This window comes from Leucobacter edaphi (assembly GCF_016522535.1).
Classification (GTDB): Bacteria; Actinomycetota; Actinomycetes; order Actinomycetales; family Microbacteriaceae; genus Leucobacter; species Leucobacter edaphi.
Map to the genome: position 1 here is coordinate 136,888 of NZ_JAEHOI010000002.1, position 22,485 is coordinate 159,372.

The 22,485-nt window shown below is 69.7% G+C and carries 19 protein-coding genes and 1 tRNA gene; 14 read left to right on the forward strand and 6 right to left on the reverse strand.

Going from position 1 to position 22,485, the window contains the following annotated elements:
- Positions 1–23: 23 nt before the first annotated feature.
- The 3 genes from JD292_RS01985 (at position 24) to gap (ending at position 5,016) form a co-directional block, all read left to right on the forward strand.
- Positions 24–1,919, forward strand: coding sequence for an HSP90 family protein (locus tag JD292_RS01985; RefSeq protein WP_200131064.1), 1,896 nt, complete (start codon positions 24–26; stop codon positions 1,917–1,919).
- On the forward strand, positions 1,916–3,883 hold the full coding sequence (locus tag JD292_RS01990) for a hypothetical protein (RefSeq protein ID WP_200131065.1): 1,968 nt from the start codon (positions 1,916–1,918) through the stop codon (positions 3,881–3,883). The genes JD292_RS01985 and JD292_RS01990 overlap by 4 nt, the downstream gene beginning before the upstream one ends.
- A gap of 131 nt (positions 3,884–4,014) precedes the next feature.
- On the forward strand, positions 4,015–5,016 hold the full coding sequence (gap, locus tag JD292_RS01995; protein ID WP_200131066.1) for a type I glyceraldehyde-3-phosphate dehydrogenase: 1,002 nt from the start codon (positions 4,015–4,017) through the stop codon (positions 5,014–5,016).
- Positions 5,017–5,021: 5 nt separating this feature from the next.
- Here the strand turns inward: gap and JD292_RS02000 are convergent, their stop codons facing one another.
- The 5 genes from JD292_RS02000 to JD292_RS02020 form a co-directional block, all read right to left on the reverse strand.
- Positions 5,022–5,423, reverse strand: a complete 402-nt coding sequence (locus JD292_RS02000; protein ID WP_200131067.1) for a DUF3054 domain-containing protein — start codon at positions 5,421–5,423, stop codon at positions 5,022–5,024.
- Complete coding sequence (locus tag JD292_RS02005; RefSeq protein ID WP_200131068.1) at positions 5,420–6,313, reverse strand: inositol monophosphatase family protein; 894 nt, start codon at positions 6,311–6,313, stop codon at positions 5,420–5,422. The genes JD292_RS02000 and JD292_RS02005 overlap by 4 nt, the downstream gene beginning before the upstream one ends.
- Positions 6,314–6,398: 85 nt before the next feature.
- A tRNA-Lys gene (locus JD292_RS02010) sits at positions 6,399–6,471 on the reverse strand.
- A gap of 118 nt (positions 6,472–6,589) precedes the next feature.
- A complete protein-coding gene (gene nhaA, locus JD292_RS02015; protein ID WP_200131069.1) occupies positions 6,590–7,852 on the reverse strand; it encodes a Na+/H+ antiporter NhaA in 1,263 nt (420 codons plus the stop codon).
- 135 nt (positions 7,853–7,987) lie between these two features.
- Positions 7,988–8,206: a hypothetical protein gene (locus tag JD292_RS02020; RefSeq protein WP_200131070.1), complete on the reverse strand. Its 219-nt coding sequence runs from the start codon at positions 8,204–8,206 to the stop codon at positions 7,988–7,990.
- A 178-nt stretch (positions 8,207–8,384) separates the two neighbouring features.
- Here JD292_RS02020 and JD292_RS02025 point away from each other — a divergent pair, with 178 nt between their 5' ends.
- From JD292_RS02025 to ilvC, 5 genes are all read left to right on the forward strand, one after another.
- A complete protein-coding gene (locus tag JD292_RS02025; protein ID WP_200131071.1) occupies positions 8,385–8,624 on the forward strand; it encodes a hypothetical protein in 240 nt (79 codons plus the stop codon).
- A 98-nt stretch (positions 8,625–8,722) separates the two neighbouring features.
- A complete protein-coding gene (gene ilvD, locus JD292_RS02030) occupies positions 8,723–10,417 on the forward strand; it encodes a dihydroxy-acid dehydratase (protein ID WP_200131072.1) in 1,695 nt (564 codons plus the stop codon).
- Between the two features lie 92 nt (positions 10,418–10,509).
- Positions 10,510–12,303: an acetolactate synthase large subunit gene (locus JD292_RS02035; RefSeq protein WP_200131073.1), complete on the forward strand. Its 1,794-nt coding sequence runs from the start codon at positions 10,510–10,512 to the stop codon at positions 12,301–12,303.
- A gap of 2 nt (positions 12,304–12,305) precedes the next feature.
- Positions 12,306–12,815 carry an acetolactate synthase small subunit gene (gene ilvN / locus JD292_RS02040; protein ID WP_200131074.1) on the forward strand — a complete coding sequence of 170 codons (510 nt, stop codon included), beginning with the start codon at positions 12,306–12,308 and terminating at the stop codon, positions 12,813–12,815.
- Between the two features lie 42 nt (positions 12,816–12,857).
- Positions 12,858–13,910, forward strand: coding sequence for a ketol-acid reductoisomerase (gene ilvC, locus JD292_RS02045; RefSeq protein ID WP_200131529.1), 1,053 nt, complete (start codon positions 12,858–12,860; stop codon positions 13,908–13,910).
- A gap of 265 nt (positions 13,911–14,175) precedes the next feature.
- On the opposite strand, the gene JD292_RS02050 is transcribed toward ilvC, so the two are convergent.
- Entirely contained in the window at positions 14,176–15,105 is a 930-nt protein-coding gene (locus JD292_RS02050) for a hypothetical protein (protein ID WP_200131075.1), read from the reverse strand.
- A gap of 105 nt (positions 15,106–15,210) precedes the next feature.
- Here JD292_RS02050 and JD292_RS02055 point away from each other — a divergent pair, with 105 nt between their 5' ends.
- The 6 genes from JD292_RS02055 (at position 15,211) to JD292_RS02080 (ending at position 22,481) form a co-directional block, all read left to right on the forward strand.
- Complete coding sequence (locus JD292_RS02055) at positions 15,211–15,801, forward strand: hypothetical protein (protein ID WP_200131076.1); 591 nt, start codon at positions 15,211–15,213, stop codon at positions 15,799–15,801.
- Positions 15,798–16,121: a hypothetical protein gene (locus tag JD292_RS02060; RefSeq protein WP_200131077.1), complete on the forward strand. Its 324-nt coding sequence runs from the start codon at positions 15,798–15,800 to the stop codon at positions 16,119–16,121. Before JD292_RS02055 ends, JD292_RS02060 begins: the two co-directional genes overlap by 4 nt.
- Positions 16,122–16,287: 166 nt before the next feature.
- Positions 16,288–17,880, forward strand: coding sequence for a phosphoglycerate dehydrogenase (gene serA, locus JD292_RS02065; RefSeq protein WP_200131078.1), 1,593 nt, complete (start codon positions 16,288–16,290; stop codon positions 17,878–17,880).
- A 121-nt stretch (positions 17,881–18,001) separates the two neighbouring features.
- A complete protein-coding gene (locus JD292_RS02070; RefSeq protein ID WP_200131079.1) occupies positions 18,002–18,481 on the forward strand; it encodes an SRPBCC domain-containing protein in 480 nt (159 codons plus the stop codon).
- Between the two features lie 245 nt (positions 18,482–18,726).
- Positions 18,727–20,982 (forward strand): polyribonucleotide nucleotidyltransferase, encoded by a 2,256-nt coding sequence (locus tag JD292_RS02075; RefSeq protein WP_200131080.1) that lies wholly within the window; start codon positions 18,727–18,729, stop codon positions 20,980–20,982.
- Positions 20,983–21,086: 104 nt separating this feature from the next.
- Entirely contained in the window at positions 21,087–22,481 is a 1,395-nt protein-coding gene (locus JD292_RS02080) for a M16 family metallopeptidase (RefSeq protein ID WP_200131081.1), read from the forward strand.
- Positions 22,482–22,485 lie beyond the last annotated feature (4 nt).

A 22,485-nucleotide genomic window follows, 5' to 3' on the forward strand; every position in this document is an offset into this window, starting at 1 on the left:
ACGGGGAGAGGACGCGACGCACGATGTCTGATCGGTTCCAGGTGGACCTCGCCGGGATGGTCGACCTGCTGTCGCGCCACCTCTACTCCGGCCCGCAGGTCTACGTCCGCGAGTTGATCCAGAACGCCGTCGACGCCGTCACGGCACGCCGCGCTCTGGACCCGGAAGCTCCGGCAACGATCAGGATCAGCACCGGCGAGACCCCCGCGGGGGAGGCGCTCGTCGAGGTCGTCGACACGGGCGTCGGGCTCACCGCGGCCGAAGCCGCCGAGCTGCTGGCCACGATCGGCCGCTCCTCCAAACGAGACCCGTCGCTCGGCCTCGGCCGCGCCGAGTTCATCGGCCAGTTCGGGATCGGGATGCTCGCGGCCTTCATGGTCGCCGACCGCATCGAGGTGCGCTCCCGCTCGGCGGTGCTGGGGGCCGCACCGATCCTGTGGGAGGGCCGCGCCGAGGGCACGTTCGAGGTCACGGAACTCGCGGCGAACGAGGGCGGTGCCGCCGAGGAGATCCCGGTAGGAACCACCGTTCGCGTGATCGCGCGCGCCGAGGCTGCGCACTGGCTCGCGGCCGACACCGTGCTCGGTCTCGCCAGGGAGTACGGCTCCCTGCTGCCGTTCGACATCTCGGTTCTCGTGCCCGTCGACGGCGATGAACCGGCCTGGCGCCGCATCACGGAGCCCGAGCTTCCGTGGCGCGTCGAGTACCGCTCTCGCGGGGAGCGCAGTGCGGCGCTCGCCGAATACTGCGAGCGCACCTTCGGATTCACCCTGATCGCGGCCATCGACCTGGAACTCCCCGTCGCGGGAGTCTCGGGGGTGGCGTTCCTGCTCCCGCAGGCCGTCTCGCCGGGGTCGGGCCAGCACCGCGTCTACATGAAGCGCATGCTCCTCGGGCAGCGCATCGACCGTGTCCTGCCGGACTGGGCGTTCTTCGCACGCGCGGTCATCGACACGGAAACCCTCTCGCCCACCGCGTCGCGAGAGCAGCTCCACGACGATGAACTCCTGATGACGGTCCGTGATGCGCTCGGGGCACAGATGAAGCAGTGGGTCACCGAGACGCTCAGATCCCCGAGCGGCCTCGCGCGCCGCGTCATCGAGGTGCACCACCTCGCGCTGCGCGCGCTCGCCGTCACCGACCCGGAAATGCTCGAGCTCGTCGCAGAAGTGCTGCCCTTCGAGACGAGCGACGGCGTCATGACCCTCGCCGAGGCCGCCGCCCGGGGCGAGATCGTCTACACCTCGACCACGGAGGCCTATCGCCGCGTGGCCGCCGTTGCCCGGGCCCAGGGGCTCGCCGTCGTGAACGCCGGGTACGTCTACGACGCCGACCTGCTACAGCGACTCGGATCCCGCGGCGGTTGGCGGGTCCGCGAACTCGAAAGCGCCGATCTCGTGCAGATTCTCGCCGTTCCGAGCCTCGCACGCGAGCTCGAGGTCGCCGACGCGGTCGCCCGAGCGAGGGATCTCCTCGAGACGGACGACTGCGACGTGATCGTGCGCGGTTTCGCGCCGGACTCGGTTCCGGCGATCCTGCTCCGCGACGCCGAGGGTGAGCACCGCCGTGACCTCGACCGCGAACGCGACGAGCAGCCGGACCTCTGGGGCGGGCTCCTCGACGGTTTCGCGGAGGAGCGCGCAGCGCGCACCCGGACGCTCGTGCTGAACGACGACTGCGAGGTCGCGCAGCGGCTCCTCGCCGCACCGGCGGGTGAGGTGTTCGCGGCGGGACTGCGCTCGCTCTACCTCTCAGCCGTGATGCTCGCGGGGGAGGGGCTGCGCGGCTCCGAGACGACGGCGTTCTCCGGGGCGCTCGGCGTGCTGCTCGGAGCGGCGCTCGGGGCCCCGACCGGCTCGGCGCTCGACCGCGACCAGGGGAACGACGACGGGCCGCAACGGCCGGAGGAGGAACGATGAGTGCATCGGTCGAACGCGAGCTCGGAGACATCCGCAGGATGCCGTACGGCACCGCGCGCATCGCGGCTGCCGAGGCGATCACCCGGCGGATTGAGGCGGATGGCCCGAAGTCGCAGCTCGCGGCGGCGCTCCTCGACCTCGTCGAGGCCTACACCTTCGCCGATGAAGGATCCAAGTCGTTCGTGGTCTTCGCCAGGCTACTGCGCCTCTGGGACGACAGCCCCGAACTCTTCGACGCCGCCGACGAGCGCAACCTGTTCTGGGAATTCAAGTGGATCGCCGGCGACCTGCCCGATTTTCCCCAGATCACCGCTGCGCAGGCCGAGGCATTCTTCGCCGATATGACCCGCCGCTTCGAACTCGCGGGCCACGGCCTCTCCTCGGTGCGCATGACCGAGTTCCGCTGGGCCTGGCACACCGGTCGCCAGGACGCCGACGCCGAACGCCTGCGCTGGATCACCGGACTCCGCGACGACTTCGAGGACTGCAGAGCCTGCACGATCGGCCAGCAGGTCGACTTCCTCACGGAGGAGCGGCGCTACCCCGAGGCGATCGAGCTCGCCCTCACCCAGGAAGACACCTGCAACCTCGAGCCCGCTCGAACGAACTACGCCCTCGCGCTCGCCGCGCTCATGGACGGCAAGCCCGACCTCGCCCTCGACGCGCATCGCAAGGCGATGGCCACCGACGACGGCAGCGCACGCGGCTTCGCCCCCGCGCGCGGACAGGGCTTCGAGGCGCTCGCGCGCGGCGGCAGGATCGACGAGGCGCTCAGGATCCTCCGCAACGATCATGCCGAGCTCCTGCGTGGCGGCTCGACGCCCCTCTTCCAGCTCCGATTCCTGATCGGCGTCCTCGCCGGTCTCTCCGCGGCGATCGAGCCGGCGGACCGGCCCACGGGTCTTCGCGATCCCGGTATGGCCACGGTCGGCGAGCTCCGGGATCACGTGCTGGAGCTGGCTCGCTCGCTCGCCGGGCCCCTCGACGCGCGAAACGGCAACGACCGCTACGCGGAGCTCGTCGATGCGGCGCTCGGGGCCACGCTCGCTGAGCAGCCGCTCCCCGAACGCGCCATCGAGATCGGCGGCGGTGCCAATACCGACGGGATCACGCCGTTCGCCACGCTCAGCGTCGTCGGCACGGCCCCGGGACAGGCGCACGACGCCGCGACCGCGCCGCCCATCGTGCCCGGCCGGAGCACCGCGGACGAACTCCTCGCCAGGGCCGAGCACTACGCGGGCCGCCAGGACTACGCTCGCGCCGTCCCGAGCTACACCGCAGCGGCCGAGTCGCTCAAGGCGGCAGGCTGGCTCGCCCGCGCGGGAGTCGCGCTCGCCGAGGCCGCGCAGAGCGCGATGCTCGCGGGCGAGGACGCGTCCGCGCAGCGGCTGTTCGCCGCCGCGATCCCCGAGCTGCGCGCCGGCGAGGCCGAACCCGAGACGATCGCCGCGGTGCTTGCCGCGTGGGCGCCGGCCGCCGCGCGCATGAACGACCCGGGCGAACACCTCGCCCGCACGTCCGAAGAGCTCGAACGAACCGGGGAGTTCGCCGCAGACGGCGTGCAGGAGGAGCTCGCGGAGCGCTTGCGGGCCGAGTGGGTGGCGCGCCGCGCGTCACTCCGCGACACGCTTGCGCGCTCGATCGCCGCGGCAGAGCCGTCCGCGCTGCCCGAGGGCCTCGATCGCTCTCGGGCCGTGTTCGAGGCCCTGTCCGCTGGGCAGGAGTACGCGAGCATCGGCCTCATCGGAGATGCGTCGCACGCCTTCTGGCTCGCGGCCCGGCTCGAGCGGGAGGCGGGTGACACCGAGGACGCCCTGTGGGCGTACGAGTCGGCCTTCGAGGGGTTCACCCTCGCGCGGCTGCGCGGTCCGCGCGCGGAGGTCGCGGGGGAGTTCATCGAGCTGCTCCGCGAGGCCGGGCGTGCGGACCGGGCGGACGAGGTCACGGCGCAGCTCCTCGCATAACCGCTCAAAATGAGCCGATCGCCCCACAAATCGTGCCGGAAGTGCCTCTTTCGCGCGGCCGGGAAGCAGGCCATGCTGGAAGGAGTGGCACGCGTTCGCGCGCCGCACAGCCTGTCGAGGGGAACCCAGCAATGACCGGTCGGATCGCGATCAACGGCTTCGGACGAATCGGACGCGGGGTGCTCCGCGCGCTCCTCGAATCGGACAGCGACGCGGAAGTGGTCGCGGTCAACGACCTCACGGATCCCGGCACGCTCGCACGCCTCCTCGCCCGCGACAGCGTCTACGGCAAACTGCCTTGGCCGGTCACCGTTGACGGGGACGCACTCGTCATCGGAGACCGTCGGATCCGGATCCTCGCCGAGGCCGATCCCGCGAAGCTGCCGTGGGCGGAACTCGGCGTCGACGCCGTGCTCGAATCGACGGGCCGCTTCACGGACGCCGAGAAGGCCAGCGCCCACCTTGACGCCGGGGCGGGTCGCGTCCTCGTGAGCGCCCCGTCGAAGGGTGAGGACCTGACCATCGTCGTCGGGGTCAACGACGATCGCTACGATCCCTCCGAGCACCGGATCGTGTCGAACGCCTCATGCACGACCAACGCGCTCGCGCCGCTCGCGCAGGTGCTCGACGACGCCGTGGGCATCGACTACGGGTTCATGACCACGGTGCACGCCTACACGCAGGACCAGCGCCTCGTTGATGCTCCGCACGACGATCCGCGTCGCGCCCGCGCCGCTGCCCTCAACATCGTCCCCACCTCGACGGGAGCGGCCCGGGCAATCGGCCTCGTGCTGCCCCAGCTCGACGGGCGCCTGATGGGGGACGCGATCAGGGTTCCCGTGCCCGTCGGCTCGATCGTCGAGCTCAACGCCGTGACGAAGCGCGAGGCGAGCCTGGAAGAGATTCTCGCGGCTTACCGGGAAGCGGCCGACGGCCGTCTCGCCGGGGTCATGGAGTACTCGGAGGAGCCGCTCGTCTCGACCGACATCGTCGGGAACCCGCACTCCTCGATCTTCGACTCGGAGCTCACCCATGTCGACGGCACGCACGTGCGCGTCGTCGCCTGGTACGACAACGAGTGGGGCTTCTCGAACCGCGCGGCCCGGCTCCTCGAGCGGCTCGCCGCCGAGTAGCGGGGTCAGGCGCCGCGACGGCGTAGCCGGCGGATCAGCATCGCGATCAGGCGCCAGCCGACGAGGAACGCTCCGAGCGTCACCGCGGACACGATGATGAAGGCGGTCGCGGTGGTGCCGCCGGAGAGCAAGCGGAAGAGCTGGCCGAGCGCGACCGTGCCGATCCAGACCACGATGCCCGTCGACACGACGGCGAACGGGTTGCGCCAGACGCGCCCCGCGAGCCACACGACGGCGAGGCCTGCGAGGAACGGCCAGGCCGTCTCGAACAGCCCGGCAGCGGTCGCCGCGCGCGCGTGGCTCCCGCGCCCGATCGCGGCGAACGTCACCACGAGTGCGACGTCGAGCACCGCGGCCAGGGCGATCGCCCCGGCGCCGGCGCGCGGCCGAGCCTCCGGCGCGGTCACCGCGCCGCTCCCGGAGCCGCAGGTGAACCCGTGGCCGCAGCCGGGGCGCCGGTGCCGGTTTCGGCACCGCCGCCGTCACCGGCGTGCGCCGCGTGCGAATCCGCGACGAGGCCGAGCACCGCGTCGTGCACGGCGCCGTTCGTGGCCAGCGAACTGCCGTTCCACGCGGACTCCGCGCCCGCGATGTCCGTGAAACGGCCGCCGGCCTCCCGCACGATCGGCACGAGCGCCGCAAGATCGTACGGCTTCACGTCGAACTCCGCGACGATGTCGACGAAGCCCTCGGCGAGCATCATGTACGACCACATGTCGCCGTAGGCGCGATCGCGCCAGACCGCGCGGCTGAGATCGATCAGCGGGCGCAGGTAGCCCGCGAGATCCCACTGCTCGATGCTCTGGAAGCTGAGCGAGGCGTGCTCGAGGTCGGAAACCCCGGAGACGCGCAGGCGTCGAGGCTCCTCGCCCGAGTTCTGCCCCCAGGCGCCGGAGCCGAGCTCGGCCCACCAGCGCGCCCCGAAGGCGGGAGCGGAGACGACACCGAGCGTCGGCACGCCGTTGACCTCCAGCGCGATCAGGGTCGCCCAGTTCGGGACCCCGCGCAGATAGTTCGAGGTGCCGTCGATCGGATCGAGGATCCACCGCCGGGAACCGCGATCCTCGCGGCCCGTCTCCTCGCCGAAGAACCCATCATCGGGGCACTCGGCCTCGATGCGCTCGCGCAGCGCGCGCTCGACCGCCTGGTCGGCGTCGGTCACGAAGGTGCGATCGGGCTTCGTGTCGATTCTCAGGTCTGCCGCGCGGAAACGGGGGAGCGAGATCGAGTCTGCGAGATCGGCCAGTTCGAGGGCGAACTCGAGATCAGAGGACCTGGGGAGAGGCGTGGAAGTCATCCCGTTCATCCTACGGGGGAGCGCGTGCCAGAAAGCGGAGAAGCCTGGCGCAGTGACTCACACTGTGCCAGGCTTCTCTCCTCGGTACACCCCCCGGGACTCGAACCCGGAACCCGCTGATTAAGAGTCAGCTGCTCTGCCAATTGAGCTAGAGGTGCTCGCTGCCCGTGAGCAACAGAACTACGTTAGCACGCGGGAGCAATGCCGCCCAAATCGGCCCGGCATCACCCAGGAGTCCGCGCGTGTCGCCCGCGTGAACTCCTGGTGAAGCCGCGTCTATTCGCGCGTGGCGCGGGCCCGAGCCGGCCGAACCAGCAGCGCCGCGGCGACGGCGACGGCGATGAGCGACCCCGCCATGACCGCGAGCCTCGCCGTGTCGGCGTCCGCCGGATCGGTGAGGCTGAGCTCGGTGACGAGGAGCGAAACGGTGAAGCCCACGCCCGCGAGCGCGCCGACGCCGATCAGCTCGCGCCACCGCACCGCCGGGTCGAGATCGGCCCGCGTGAATCGGGTCAGCAGCCAGGTCGTGATCGAGATGCCGAGCGGCTTGCCCAGGACGAGACCCAGCATGATGCCGATCGCGATCGGATCGGCCGGGAACCGGGAGGCCCCGCCGACCGCGACGCCAGCAGCGAAGAACGCGAACACCGGGACGGCGACGCCAGTGGAGAGCGGCCGGAAGCGGTGCTCGAAGGTCTCGGCCAGCTGCGTCCCGCCGCGCCCGCTCACCGGAACCAGGAACGCGAGGATCACCCCCGCGATCGTCGCGTGGATGCCGGAAAGGTGGAAGAGCGCCCACGCCGTCGCCCCGATCGGCAGCAGGATCAGCCACGGAGCCCACGGCGAGCGCGCGAACCACGCGGGGAAGCGCTGCACCAGGAAGCCGTACAGGGCGAACGGCAGGATCGAGAGCGCGAGCGGGAGGAGTTCGATCCCCGAGGTGTAGAAGACCGCGATGATCCCGATCGCGATCAGGTCGTCCACCACCGCGAGCGTCAGCAGGAACATTCTCAGCGCGGGCGGGATGCGCGGCGCGATCAGGCCGAGGATCGCGACGGCGAAGGCGATGTCGGTGGCGGTCGGAATCGCCCAGCCGTGCGCCGCTGGGGTGCCGGCGTTCACGAGCGCGTAGATGATCGCGGGCACCGCGACGCCTCCGACGGCCGCCGCGACCGGGACGATCGCCGTGGAGAAGCGGCGCAGCGCGCCCGAGACGAACTCGCGCTTGAGCTCCAGGCCGACCATGAAGAAGAAGATGGCGAGCAGGCCGTCCGAGGCCCAGTGCCCCACGCTCAGGTCGAGCCCGATGGCCGAGGGGCCCAAGTGGGTGTCGCGCAGCCCGGTGTACGCGTCCGCGAGCGGGCTATTGGCCGCGATGAAGCCGAGCAACGCCGCGGCCATGACGAGCACGCCGCCGACGATCTCCGCGCGGAGCAGGCGGCTGACGCGGGCGGCCTCGCGCTTGTTGACGAGGCTCAGGATCCGGCGCCTGCGGCCCCGCATGCTCGGGGCTTTGGGTGAGTGGAGGGGATCGGTCATAGAAGAACTCCCGGGTCGACGAACAGAATTGTCGACCAGACTTCCCGACGCACCGTTGAACAGAATAGCGCGTGCGCGGCCGGCCGTCGAGGAACGGGCGGCTTCGCCGTGTCCCGCAACGGCCGGCGCCGTGGCTCAGTGCTGCTTCGCGTCCTTGCGCTCCAGCTCGGCGTTCTCGTCCTGCTCCTGCATGGCGACGCTCGCGATCGCGAGGGCGAGGCCGGCGGCCCAGACGCCCCACACGATGTACCGCCGCCAGTCGCGGCGCATGGACTGCGTTTTCCGGGCGGTGCCGAGCGCGCCGAAGGCTGCCCCGATCACACCCGGGCTCGTGACGTACTTGCCGATCTGCACAATTCCTCCTTCGGGGCCGTGGCCGGTGGTCCGATCCGGGACCACTCTACTGCGTCGCCCTCCGCGCGAGAGCGGCGAGAGCGGCGAGTGCGGTAGTCTCGATTCCAGAGGCTCCGCGCGCGGGGCAAGACCGGAGTTCGGCCTGATGGGCCGAGAGGAAACACAGGAGGGTGGCCACATGGCTAAGCAGGAGTCCGCAGCGCTGTTCGAGGAGAGCTCGCAGGGCGCGGTGAGCGTGGTCACCGCCATCGGTTTCCTCTTCTCGCTCGTTCTCGTCGTCGGCGGCATGATCGGCATGAGCTACGGTTTCCAGCCCTCGCTCGGCACCGCCGAGCTCTGGATCTTCGCCGGTGGCCTCGTCGCGACCTTCATCGGCTTCCTGATTCCGTTCGCCGTTCTTCCCGCGATCGGCAAGTAGCTCGCGCACAGCAACGTCTTCTGGGCGCCTGGGGAGTTCCTCTCCCCAGGCGCCCTTTGCGTCCCGGCGCGGCATGGGAGTGGGCATAGACTGGGCTCATGGCAGAGACTGATATGAAGCCGCGGAGCCGCGACGTCACCGACGGGATCGAGAAGGCCGCAGCGCGCGGAATGCTTCGGGCCGTCGGCATGGGCGATGAGGACTGGGATAAGCCCCAGATCGGGATCGCGAGCTCCTGGAACGAGATCACCCCCTGCAATCTGAGCCTCGACCGGCTCGCGCAGGGTGCCAAGGAGGGCGTCCACGCTGGCGGCGGGTACCCGCTGCAGTTCGGCACCATCTCCGTCTCGGACGGCATCTCGATGGGCCACGAGGGCATGCACTTCTCGCTCGTCTCGCGCGAGGTCATCACCGACTCGGTGGAGACCGTCGTCATGGCTGAGCGCCTCGACGGCACGGTCCTGCTCGCGGGCTGCGACAAGTCGCTGCCCGGCATGCTGATGGCCGCGGCGCGCCTCGACCTCGCATCGGTCTTCCTCTACGCCGGATCCATCGCGCCAGGCTGGGTCAAGCTGAGCGACGGCACCGAGAAGGAAGTCACGATCATCGACGCTTTCGAGGCGGTCGGCGCGTGCAAGGCCGGCACCATGAGCGAAGAGGACCTCAAGCGCATCGAGTGCGCCATCGCACCCGGCGAGGGCGCCTGCGGTGGCATGTACACGGCCAACACGATGGCCTCGATCGCCGAGGCGCTCGGCATGAGCCTCCCCGGTTCGGCAGCGCCGCCCAGCGCGGATCGCCGCCGGGACTACTTCGCCCACCGCTCGGGCGAGGCCGTCGTCAACATGCTCCGCCTCGGAATCACCGCTCGCGACATCCTGACCAAGAAGGCATTCGAGAACGCGATCACGCTGCTCATGGCCTACGGCGGATCCACGAACGCCGTTCTCCACCTCCTCGCGATCGCGCGCGAGGCGGACGTCGACCTCACGCTCGAGGACTTCAACCGGATCGGCTCGAAGGTTCCGCACCTCGCCGATATGAAGCCGTTCGGCAAGTACGTCATGGCCGATATCGATCGCCACGGCGGCGTCCCCGTCGTGCTGAAGGCCCTGCTCGACGCCGGCCTCCTGCACGGCGACGTCATGACGGTCACCGGCAAGACCATGGCGGAAAACCTCGCTGAGCTGAACCCGGATCCGATCGACGGCGAGGTGATTCACCACCTCGACAACCCGATCCACGCGACGGGCGGCCTCACGATCCTGCACGGCACGCTTGCGCCCGAGGGCGCGGTCGTGAAGACGGCCGGCTTCGACGCCGAGGTGTTCGAGGGCCCGGCGCGGGTGTTCGAGCGGGAGCGCGCCGCGATGGACGCGCTCACCGAGGGCAAGATCGGCAAGGGCGATATTGTCGTCATCCGCTACGAGGGCCCCAAGGGCGGACCGGGCATGCGCGAGATGCTCGCCATCACGGGCGCGATCAAGGGCGCGGGCCTCGGAAAAGATGTACTACTATTGACGGACGGTCGATTCTCCGGCGGCACAACCGGCCTGTGCATCGGCCATATTGCACCTGAGGCGACGGACGGCGGTCCGGTCGCACTGGTTCGCGACGGTGACCTGATTCGGGTCGACATCGCCGCGAAAACGCTCGACTTGCTGGTAGATCCCGCTGAGCTTGAGGCCCGCAGAGAAACCTGGGCCCCGCTTCCGCCGCGGTACACGCGCGGAGTTCTCGCGAAGTACGCAAAGCTGGTCCGTTCGGCCTCCGAGGGCGCCGTCACCGGTTGAGTCCTCCCCGTGCCGCACCGCGCGGCGGGGGAGGCGCTTCGCACAGTTCCCCGCCGCGCACCCGCGTTCATCCACGATCACGAAAGCAAGAAATGACCTCGGAACCGAGTGCACTCCCCACTTCCGCGCAGGGCCGCGGCGAGCGGATGAACGGCGCGCAAGCCGTCGTCCGCAGTCTTGAAGCCCTCGGCGTGACCGACGTGTTCGGTCTGCCGGGCGGCGCGGTCCTCCCGCTCTACGACGCCCTCATGGACGCCGGGAAGCTCAATCACGTCCTCGTCCGCCACGAGCAGGGCGGCGGCCACGCCGCAGAGGGCTTCGCGGCCGCGAGCAACCAGGTCGGCGTCTGCATCGCCACCTCGGGACCCGGCGCGACGAACCTCGTCACGGCGATCGCCGACGCCTACATGGACTCGGTGCCCCTGCTCGCCATCACCGGCCAGGTGTTCTCGCACCTCATGGGATCGGACGCGTTCCAGGAGGCGGACATCGTGGGAATCACGATGCCCATCACCAAGCACTCCTTCCTCGTGAAGTCGGCCGAGGAGGTGCCCGGCGCGATCGCGGCCGCGTACCACCTCGCCTCGACGGGCCGACCCGGCCCCGTCCTTGTCGACATCACGAAGGATGCTCAGGAGGGCATGCTCGACTTCGTCTGGGATCCCCGCGTCGATCTCGCGGGCTACCGCCCGATCACGAAGGCGAACAGCAAGCAGATCCAGGCAGCGGCCGATCTGATCGCCGAGGCGGAGCGCCCCGTGTTCTACGTCGGAGGCGGCGTCAACCGCGCCGGCGCGCACGAGGAGCTGCTGCAGCTCGCCGAACTCGTCGGCGCGCCCGTCGTCACGACGCTCATGGCGCGCGGGGTGTTCCCCGATTCGCACCCGCAGCACCTCGGCATGCCCGGGATGCACGGCACCGTTCCCGCGGTGCTCGCGCTGCAGGAGTCCGATCTGCTGATCACGCTCGGCGCCCGGTTCGACGACCGCGTCACCGGCAAGGTCGGCCACTTCGCCCCCGACGCGAAGGTGATCCACGCCGACATCGATCCGGCCGAGATCGGCAAGATCCGTCCGGCCGATGTGCCGATCGTTGGCGACGCGGCAGATGTGATTTCCGACCTCATCGCTGCGGTCTCCACATCGAAGGTCAGCCGCGAGTGCGCCGACCTCTCGCCGTGGTGGGCTCGCCTCCGCGGCCTGCAGGAGAAGTTCCCCCTCGGCTACGCCGAGACGAGCGACGGACTCCTCGCGCCGCAGCAGGTCATCCAGCGCATCGGTGAGCTCACGGGCCCCGAGGCCGTCTACGCCGCGGGCGTGGGGCAGCACCAGATGTGGGCCGCCCAGTTCATCAAGTACGAGCGCCCGGGCGCGTGGCTCAACTCTGGCGGTGCCGGCACCATGGGCTACTCAGTGCCGGCGGCGATGGGCGCGAAGGTCGCCGAACCGGACCGCGTGGTGTGGGCGATCGACGGCGACGGCTGCTTCCAGATGACCAATCAGGAGCTCGCCACCTGCGTGGTGAACAACATCCCGATCAAGGTCGCGATCATCAATAATTCCTCGCTCGGCATGGTGCGCCAGTGGCAGACGCTGATCTACAACGGCCGCTACTCGAACACCGAGCTGAACACGGGGCACGGTTCGGCCCGCGTCCCCGACTTCGTCAAGCTGGCCGAGGCTTACGGCTGCCTCGCGATCCGCGTGGAGCGCGAGGACCAGATCGATGACGCCATCAATCTCGCCCTGGCGACGAACGATCGCCCCGTCGTGATCGACTTCGTCGTGAGCGCCGATGCGATGGTCTGGCCGATGGTCCGCCAGGGCACGTCGAACAGCGACGTCCAGTACGCACTTGACCACAGCCCGGAATGGGAGGGGGAGTAACCATGAGCCGACACGTACTCAGCCTGCTCGTCGAAGACAAGCCCGGCCTCCTGACGCGCGTCGCGGGCCTCTTCGCCCGCCGCGGCTTCAACATCGAGTCCCTCGCCGTCGGACCGACCGAGATGCAGGGCCTGTCCCGCATCACGGTCGTCGTCGACGAGGATGAGACGCTGCTCGAGCAGGTCACCAAGCAGCTCAACAAGCTCGTCAACGTGATCAAGATCGTCGAGCTCGAGGAAGCCAACTCGGTGCAGCGCGAGCACGTCCTCATCAAGGTGCGCGCAGACAATCAGAACCGATCGCACGTGCTCGAGGCCGTGAACCTGTTCCGCGCGCGCGTCGTCGACGTCGTCCCCGATGCGCTCACGATCGAGGTCACCGGCGACAGCGGCAAGATCGACGCGTTCCTCAAGGTCCTCGAGCAGTACGGGATCAAGGAGATCGCGCAGTCCGGCCTCATCGCGGTGGGCCGCGGCGCCAAGTCGATCACCGAACGCGTGTTCAAGAACTAGCCGCGATCAGCGGTTTCCAATCCTCCGCGCCTCGCGCGGGAAATAACCACTCAACAAAGGAGAGTCCCAGTGGCTGAGATGTACTACGACGCCGACGCAGACCTGTCGATCATCCAGAACAAGAAGGTGGCCATCGTCGGCTACGGGTCCCAGGGGCACGCGCACGCGATGAACCTGCGCGACTCGGGCGTCGAGGTCATCATCGCGCTCAAGGAAGGCTCGAAGTCGATCCAGAAGGCGGAGGAGGCCGGCTTCACGGTCAAGACCGTCGCCGAGGCCGCGGCCTGGGCTGACCTCATCATGATCCTGGCGCCGGATCAGCACCAGCGCTCGATCTACACCGAGTCGATCAAGGATCAGCTCACCCCGGGCAAGACGCTCGCGTTCGCGCACGGCTTCAACATCCGCTTCGGCTACATCGAGGTCCCCGAGGGCGTCGACGTGATCCTCGTCGCGCCGAAGGCCCCCGGCCACACGGTCCGTCGCGAGTTCGAGGCCGGCCGCGGCATCCCCGACATCATCGCCGTCGAGGTCGACGCCACCGGCACCGCGTGGCAGACCGCCATCTCGTACGCGAAGGCGATCGGCGGCACCCGCGCTGGCGTCATCAAGACGACCTTCACCGAGGAGACCGAGACCGATCTCTTCGGCGAGCAGGCCGTGCTCTGCGGCGGCATGAGCCACCTCGTGCAGGCCGGTTTCGAGACCCTCACCGAGGCGGGCTACCAGCCCGAGATCGCCTACTTCGAGGTGCTGCACGAGCTCAAGCTCATCGTCGACCTCATGTGGGAGGGCGGCATCGCCAAGCAGCGCTGGAGCATCTCCGACACCGCTGAGTACGGCGACTACGTCTCCGGCCCCCGCATCATCGACGCCGGCGTCAAGGAGCGCATGCGCGAGGTCCTCAAGGACATCCAGACCGGTGCGTTCGCGAAGCGCTTCATCGACGACCAGGACAACGGGGCCGTCGAGTTCAAGGAGCTCCGCGCCAAGGAGGAGACCCACCCGATCGAGAAGACGGGTCTCGAGCTCCGCAAGCTGTTCGCGTGGCAGCAGCAGGACGCCGACTACGTGGACGGCTCCGCCGCCCGCTAAGTCGCGGTGAGCTCGGCCGCTCGCGCGGCACGCTCGGAAGGGCCCCGGATCGTTGCGATCCGGGGCCCTTCCGCGTGCGCGGGTGCCGGCCACCGGGGCGCGGAACCCGGGGGCGGCGGGCGGTGGCCCGGGCCGGCCGTACCGTGGCGGCGGGCGGCGGCCCGGGCCGGCCGTGCCGGGCGTTCCCTGGCGCCGCTCCGCACGAGTCGGGCCCCGGCCGCGCGCTGCAAGCAGCGGCTGCCGGGGCCCGATCAGGAGTTTCGCTTTAGGACGCCGGCGTGGTCGCGGGCTCCTCGGTTGCGGGCTCGGTGGGTGCGGGGGCGTCGGTCGCCGGGGCGTCCGTCGACGGGCCCTCGGAGGCCGGGATCTTGGTGCCGATCGGCGCCTCTCCCGCGACGCTCTTCTCGACCGCGTCGACCTGCTCCTGCGTGTACCCGCAGTACTGGGTCGCCTCGCTCTGCCACCGCTTCGTGAGGCGGTCCTTGCCGGCCTCGTGGGCGGCGGCGACGGTGCCCTGGTAGATCTGGCCGTCCTTCGACTCCTTGTTGACGTCGGGCACCTGCTCGCAGACGTGGAAGACCGAGCCGCCCTTCACCCAGAACACCTCGTCCTTGCCGGTGAGCTCCTGGACGATGTTCGTCTCCTGCGCGTACTGCTCCTGCGACGGGGACTCGAAGGTCGTGCCGAACAGGCCCGAGATGATGAGCACGACGATGCCGATACCTCCCGCGAGCGCCTTCTGCTTGCCGCTCATGTTCTTGTCCATGAAGATCAGGATGATGAGCGGGAGGAACGCGACGACGGCGACGATCGCACCGAGCTGGTTCTGCACGAAGAACCGCACCTTGTCGGCCTCAGAGGCCGGATCGAGCCGGTTCGCCTGCTTCCAGCAGAGCGAGCCGCCGACCGAGAGGATGCCGGTGACGACGATCAGGATGATGAGCAGCACCATGTTGACCGGCACCTGCTTGAGGACCCAGAAGATCGCGAAGGCCTCGACGGCGATCGCGACGATCCATGCCGCCCAGGAGATGAGGCGCAGCCGGTTGGCCTTCGCCTTGGCCTCGGGAGTCGGGGTCCACACGGGACCGGCCGGTGCCTCGGCGCCGCCCGGCGCTGCCGTGCCTCGCGTGGAGGTGCGCGCTGGCTCGGACGCTTCGACGCGGACGACCTTCTTCTTCGGGGCTTCGGTCATTTCGGTTCCTGGCTCCTGTCGGGGGGGGGTAGACGATGCACCTGAAGTTTAGCGGGGGAGCGGCTCCCGGCGGTCTCTGAGTTTGTGCTCGCCTAGAATCGAAGGATGCGCAAGAACACGTCGCGCGGTGCGCGGGAGAGCGCGATCGCGAGCGGCTGGACCGTTCAGGGGGATCCCTCCGCGGATTCAGCGGCCCCGGAACCTGCCGGGACCGCAGCCGCTGGGTCCGAGCCCTCTGCCGCGATCGCGGAGGGTGCCGGAGTCGGGAGCGAGCAGCCGACGGTCGCGGCCGCCCCATCGGGCTCGGATGCCAGCGCGAACGGCGAGGCAGCTGGACCCGGCGGGACCGAGACGGAGGGCGCGGAACCGGGAGAACGGGTCAGCAACCAGTTCTCCAACGTCGCCCTCGTGGTCCTCGGCGTCCTCGGTGGCCTCTACCTCCTCTACGCCTGGGTCTGGCTCAGCTGGGCGCAGTACTACGCGAGCGTCAATCAGGAGGTCGCGTCCGCGAGCGGCTCCCTCGGCGGCGTGCTGCAGCAGATCGTCTTCTGGGCGGCCCCGCTCGCGCCGATCCTGTGGTTCGTCTCGGTCCTCGCGCTGAACCGCGGGGCGAGCACGCTCAAGCACGCGGTCTGGCTGCTGATCGGCGCGATCGTGCTGTTCCCGCTGCCGCTGCTCTCCGGGGGTGCCTCATGACTCGCAGGATCATCGTCTGGGCGATCGGGATCCTGATCGCCGCGCTGTACGGGTACATGGTGGTTGCCGCGATCGGCAATTTCCTGCTCCTGCCGCAGATGGCGGCCTCGCTCGGCGTCGCGCTCACTCCCGTGGGCTGGGGCTGGCTGACGTTCGGCATCGCGCTTCCCGTCGTCGTCTTCGCCGTCGCGCTCGTGTTCGCCCGGAAGCGGTCGGCCTGGGTGCGGATCTTGCTCCTCGCGACCGGGCTGTGCTTCGCGGCTGCCGTGCAGCTCGAGGTGCTGCACATGGTCCCTCAGACGAGCTACTTCTCGGCCTGATCCGGCCGGCGATCCGCGCTCGATCCGCGCTTCGATCGGGCCGGCGCGCGCACGCGCTCGCGTTGCGTGACGTCACAGATGCGTCCGCGGCGGCGCGCGGCGGTAGACTGGAGTCCTGCGTGTCGCTCACGCAGCCTCCCTATCGCTGACCCGAAGGACCCGCTTGATGACTGCGCCGGTCGTGCTGATCGCTGAACAACTCTCGCCCGCAACTCTCGCCGCGCTCGGCCCCGACTTCGAGGTGGTGCACGTCGACGGCACTGACCGGGACGCGCTCCGCTCGGCGCTCGGCACCGCAGACGCCGTGCTCGTGCGCTCCGCGACCCAGATCGACGCCGAGGCGCTCGGCTGGGCGCCCAAGCTCAAGGTGATCGCCCGCGCGGGCGTCGGCCTCGACAACGTCGACATCAAGGCGGCCACGCAGGCCGGCGTGATGGTCGTGAACGCGCCGACCTCGAACATCATCAGCGCCGCCGAGCTCACGGTCGCGCACATCCTCGGCCTTGCGCGGCACCTGCCGCGCGCGCACGGCTCGCTGTCCGAGGGGCAGTGGAAGCGCTCCTCGTTCACGGGCACGGAGCTCTACGAGAAGACCGTCGGCATCGTGGGCCTCGGCCGCATCGGCGCGCTCGTCGCCGAGCGGTTGAAGGGCTTCGGCGTCGAGCTCATCGCGTACGACCCCTACGTGACCCCGGTGCGCGCGCAGCAGCTCGGCGTCGAGCTCGTCTCGCTCGAGGAGCTCGTCTCGCGCGCCGACTTCCTCACGATTCACATGCCCCGCACGCCCGAGACGCTCGGCATGATCGGCGCGGAGCAGCTGAAGGCCATGAAGCCGACCGCGTACGTCGTGAACGTCGCGCGCGGCGGCCTGATCGACGAGGCGGCCCTCGCCGGGGCGCTCGGCGCCGGCGAGATCGCTGGCGCGGCGCTCGACGTTTTCATGCAGGAGCCCCCGGCAGACGCGTCGCTCACCGGTCTGCCGAACGTCAACGTGACCCCGCACCTTGGCGCCTCCACGGAGGAGGCGCAGGAGAAGGCCGGCGTATCGGTCGCGAAGTCGGTGCGTCTCGCGCTCGCTGGCGATCTCGTGCCGGACGCGGTGAACGTCGCGGGCGGCGTCATCGACGAGTACGTGCGCCCGGGCCTCCCGCTCACGGAGAAGCTCGGCCAGGTGTTCGCTGGCCTCGCGGACGGCCCGATCGGCTCGATCGACATCGAGGTGCACGGCGAGCTCGCCGAGCGCAACGTCGAGGCGATCCGCCTGGCCGCGCTGAAGGGCATCTTCTCGAAGGTCGTGAGCGATCCGGTGTCCTACGTCAACGCACCGCTCCTCGCCGAGCAGCGCAACGTCGAGGTCCGCTTCAGCAAGGACGGCGACTCGGAGAGCTACCGCAACGTCATCACGATCCGCGGCGCCCTCACCGACGGCACCCCGGTCTCGGTGTCGGGCACCCTCACCGGCCCGAAGCAGATCGAGAAGATCGTCGAGGTGAACGGCTACGAGCTCGAGCTCCCGATCCCCGCGCACCTGCTCGTGTTCAGCTACACGGATCGCCCGGGCATCGTCGCGACCTACGGCGGCCTGCTCGGCGACGCCGGGGTGAACATCGCCGGGCTGCAGATCGCTCGCGACGAGAAGAAGGGCACCGCGCTGTCGGTGCTCTCGATCGACGCTCCGATCGACGAGGCGCTCGTCGCGAAGCTCTCGGAGGCGATCGGGGCCGACCGCCTGCAGACGATCGACGTCGAGGAGCTGTAGTCCTCGAATCCGTGTCCGATGGCCCGTTCCGCTCCGCGGGGCGGGCCATCGTCGTTTTCGGGCCCGGATTCCGGGCCTGATCAGGGTCGCGGGATCGCGCTGCCGGGCGTAGGGTGAGCGCATGGGCGAGGAAGCAGCACTCACGGAACTCGAGTTCACGGTGTTCGGGTTCATTTCGCGAACCCCCGCGGAGACGTACGAGGCGGTCGCCGATCCGGCGATCCTGAGCCGCTATTTCACGACGGGAGGCGCGGCGGGCCGACTGGCCGCGGGGGAGCCCGTGACCTGGGATTTCGCGGACTTTCCCGGTGCGTTCCCGGTCGAAGTGCTGGAGGCGAACGCCCCGGACCTGATCCGGATCCGGTGGGCAGGCGAGCCGGCGAACCTCACCGATCCGGCTGGCACCGAGGTGAGCTTCGTCTTCCGCCCGGTCGACGGAGGAGCGCGCACGGAGGTGCGGATCACCGAGCGCGCCTGGCGCGTGACGCGCGGCGGCGCCGAGGCCGCGTTCGGGAACTGCATGGGGTGGACCGGCATGCTCGCCGCGATGAAGGCCTGGCTCGAGCACGGGGTCGTGCTGCGCGAGGGGTCCTACCGGTAACGGCGGCCTCCGAGAACGGCCGATCCCAACCGGGCTTTCTTGCGGTCCGGATGGTAGACTGGAGGGGTGGGCGTTTGCCCACGACCAAAGATGAACCGAGCACGAGGCCGGCTGGTCTTCGGTGGTGGATCCCTCTCGGGCGCAGTGCGCCGCGAAGGAGGGTGGTCTTCTACTGTTGATCAGCACCCGCGATCGTTCTGACGCGGGCACCCAGCCGCGTGCTCATCCTGATGATTGGAGCACCCGTGGAGGGTCCTGAGATCAAGTTCGCCGAGGCCGTTCTCGACAACGGCAAGTTCGGTAAGCGCACTATCCGGTTCGAGACCGGCCGCCTGGCTCAGCAGGCGCAGGGCGCAGTCGCTGCGTACCTCGATGAGGAGACCATGCTCCTCTCGGCGACCAGCGCGTCGAAGCACCCGAAGGATCACTTCGACTTCTTCCCGCTGACGGTCGATGTCGAGGAGCGCTCGTACGCCGCCGGCAAGATCCCCGGCTCGTTCTTCCGCCGCGAGGGCCGCCCCTCGACCGAGGCGATCCTCGTCTGCCGCCTGATCGATCGCCCGCTGCGCCCGTCGTTCGTCGACGGCCTCCGCAACGAGGTCCAGATCGTCATCACCGTCCTGAGCATCGCCCCCGGCGAGTTCTACGACGCGCTTGCGATCAACGCGGCGAGCGCCTCGACGCAGATCTCGGGTCTCCCGTTCTCGGGCCCGATCGCCGGTGTGCGCCTCGCGCTCATCGACGGCCAGTGGGTTGCGTTCCCGAACGTCGAGCAGCTGCAGGACGCGGTGTTCGACCTCACTGTCGCCGGCCGTCTCGTGACGAAGGCCGACGGCACCGAGGATGTCGCGATCATGATGGTTGAGGCCGAGGCGACCGAGGGCAGCTGGAACCTCATCAAGGCCGGCGCTACGAAGCCCGACGAGGCCGTTGTCGCGCAGGGCCTCGAGGCCGCGAAGCCGTTCCTCTCGCAGCTCGCGAAGGCTCAGGAGCAGCTCGCAGCGCAGTCGGCCAAGGAGGTCCAGGACTACCCGGTCTTCCTGCCCTACACCGATGAGGCATACGCTGCTGTTGCGGAGCTCGCCGAGGGCGAGCTCGCCGGCATCTACCAGATCGCCGACAAGCAGGAGCGCCAGGACGCCGACGACGCGCTGAAGGCGCGCGTCAAGGAGGCCATCGCCGCCAAGATCGAGGCGGGGGAGCTCCCGGCCGAGGTCGAGGGTCAGGTGTCCGCCGCCTACAAGTCCGTCACGAAGAAGATCGTCCGCGGCCGCATCCTCTCCGAGGGCGCCCGCATCGACGGCCGCGGCCTGCGCGACATCCGCGCGCTCGACGCCGAGGTCCAGGTCATTCCCCGCGTGCACGGCTCGGCGATCTTCCAGCGCGGCGAGACCCAGATCATGGGTGTCTCCACGCTGAACATGCTCAAGATGGAGCAGCAGATCGACTCGCTGTCGCCCGTCACGAGCAAGCGGTACATGCACCACTACAACTTCCCGCCGTACTCGACCGGTGAGACCGGCCGCGTCGGCAGCCCGAAGCGCCGCGAGATCGGGCACGGCTTCCTCGCCGAGCGCGCGCTCGTTCCGGTGCTCCCGAGCCGCGAGGAGTTCCCCTACGCGATCCGCCAGGTGTCCGAGGCGCTCGGCTCCAACGGCTCGACGTCGATGGGCTCCGTCTGCGCCTCGACCCTGTCGCTGCTCAACGCCGGCGTGCCGCTGCGCGCGCCCGTCGCGGGCATCGCGATGGGCCTCGTCTCCGACGAGGTCGACGGCGAGACCCGCTACGCGACCCTCACCGACATCCTCGGTGCCGAGGACGCGCTCGGCGACATGGACTTCAAGGTCGCTGGCACCCCGGACTTCGTGACCGCGCTCCAGCTCGACACGAAGCTCGACGGCATCCCCTCGGACGTCCTCGCCGGCGCGCTGTCGCAGGCGAAGGAGGCTCGCACCACGATCCTCGACGTGCTCAACCAGGCGATCGACACCCCCGACGAGATGGCGCCCACCGCGCCCCGCGTCATCACGGTGCAGATCCCGGTCGACAAGATCGGCGAGCTCATCGGGCCCAAGGGCAAGACGATCAACGGTATCCAGGACGAGACCGGCGCCGACATCTCCATCGATGACGACGGCACCGTCTACATCGGCGCGACCGACGGCCCCGCGGCCGAGGCCGCCCGCGCCCAGGTCAACGCGATCGCGAACCCGCAGAACCCCGAGGTCGGCGAGCAGTACCTCGGTACGGTCGTGAAGAACGCCGCCTTCGGCGCCTTCATCTCCCTGCTCCCGGGCAAGGACGGCCTGCTGCACATCTCCGAGGTGCGTAAGCTCGCCGGCGGCAAGCGCATCGAGAGCGTCGACGACGTCCTGTCGATCGGCCAGAAGCTGCTCGTGAAGATCACGAAGGTCGACGACCGCGGCAAGCTCTCGCTCGAGCCCGTGCTCGAGGAGCAGGCGGCCGAGGAGGTCTCGGAAGAGGCCCCCGCCGCCGAGTAGTCCCAGACTGCTCCGCCCGGAAGCGCCCGTCGCACCCCGCAGGGGGAGCGGCGGGCGCTTCCGCGTTCACGGACTTTGTCGGACGTACCCAATAGGCTGTGCGCATGCATGAACCCGTGAAGCTGCCCCTGGACGCCCCCGAGCTCGAGACCGAGCTGAGCGGGGGTTTCGTGCGGCGCACGGTGCACCCGTCCGGGCTGCGCGTGCTCACCGAGCGCATGCCGGGGGCGCGGAGCGCCACGATCGGGTTCTGGGTGGGGGTCGGATCTCGTGATGAACAGGGGGAACGCGGTGACGCGCCCGGGAGTCTCGGGTCCACGCACTTCCTCGAGCACCTGCTGTTCAAGGGCACGCCCACCCGAGACGCCTACCAGATCGCCACGAGCTTCGACCGGATCGGCGCGGAGAACAACGCGCTCACGGCCAAGGAGTACACCTGCTACTACGCGAAGGTGCGGGACGCCGACGTTGAGCACTCGGTGAACGTGCTCGCCGACATGGTGACGAACTCGCTGCTCGACCCGGGGGAGTTCGACATGGAGCGCGGCGTGATCCTCGAGGAGCTCGCCATGGCATCGGACGACCTGGCGGACGTCGCGAGCGAGCGCCTGTTCGAGGTGGTGCTGGGAGATCACCCGCTCGGGCGGCCGATCGGCGGCAACCCCGAGACGATCAGGGAGGCGCGGCGCGATGCCGTCGATCGCCACTATCGGGATCGCTACGATCCCTCGACGCTCGTCGTGACGGCCGCGGGGGCCGTGGACCACGATCGGCTCGTCGATCTCGTGCTCACGGCGCTCAACGCGTCGCCGGAGGAGCGCTGGCACACGGGTGGCGCGGCAACTCCCGTGCGGCGCGCGCAGAGTTCCGAGGCGTCCAGCGCCGCTCCGGGGGCGAACGGGGGAGCGGCCGCGGTGCGCACCCAGCCCGTCGTCGACATCACGGAGCGCCCGTCCGAGCAGATCAACCTGATGATCGGCACGCGCGGCTTCTCGTCGAGCGACCCGCGCCGCTTCGCGTTCGGCGTCATGAACTCGGTGCTCGGAGGAGGAATGTCGAGCCGCCTGTTCCAGGAGATCCGCGAGAAGCGGGGCCTGGCCTACACGGCCTACTCGTTCGGAGCCAGTTACTCCGACGCCGGCCTGTTCGGCATGTACGCCGGTACGGCTCCCGCGAACGCGTCCGAGGTCGTCGAGCTGAGCCGCGCGGAACTGCGCAGGATCGCCGAGGATGGCATCACCGAGGAGGAGCGGGAGGACGCGCTGGGCCAGATCGCCGGCTCCTCTGCGCTCGCGCTCGAGGACTCGGAGACGCGCATGGGCAGGCTCGCCCGCGCCGAACTCGGCAGTGGCGAGCTGTTCGACCTCGACACCTCGCTCGAGCGCTTCGCGGCCGTCACCGCCGCGGATATCCGCGCCGTCGCCGCGCACCTCGACGCGCAGCCGATGTCGGTCGTGGCCGTTGGCGACGCCTCGCGCTCGCAGCTCTCGGCGGGCTGATCAG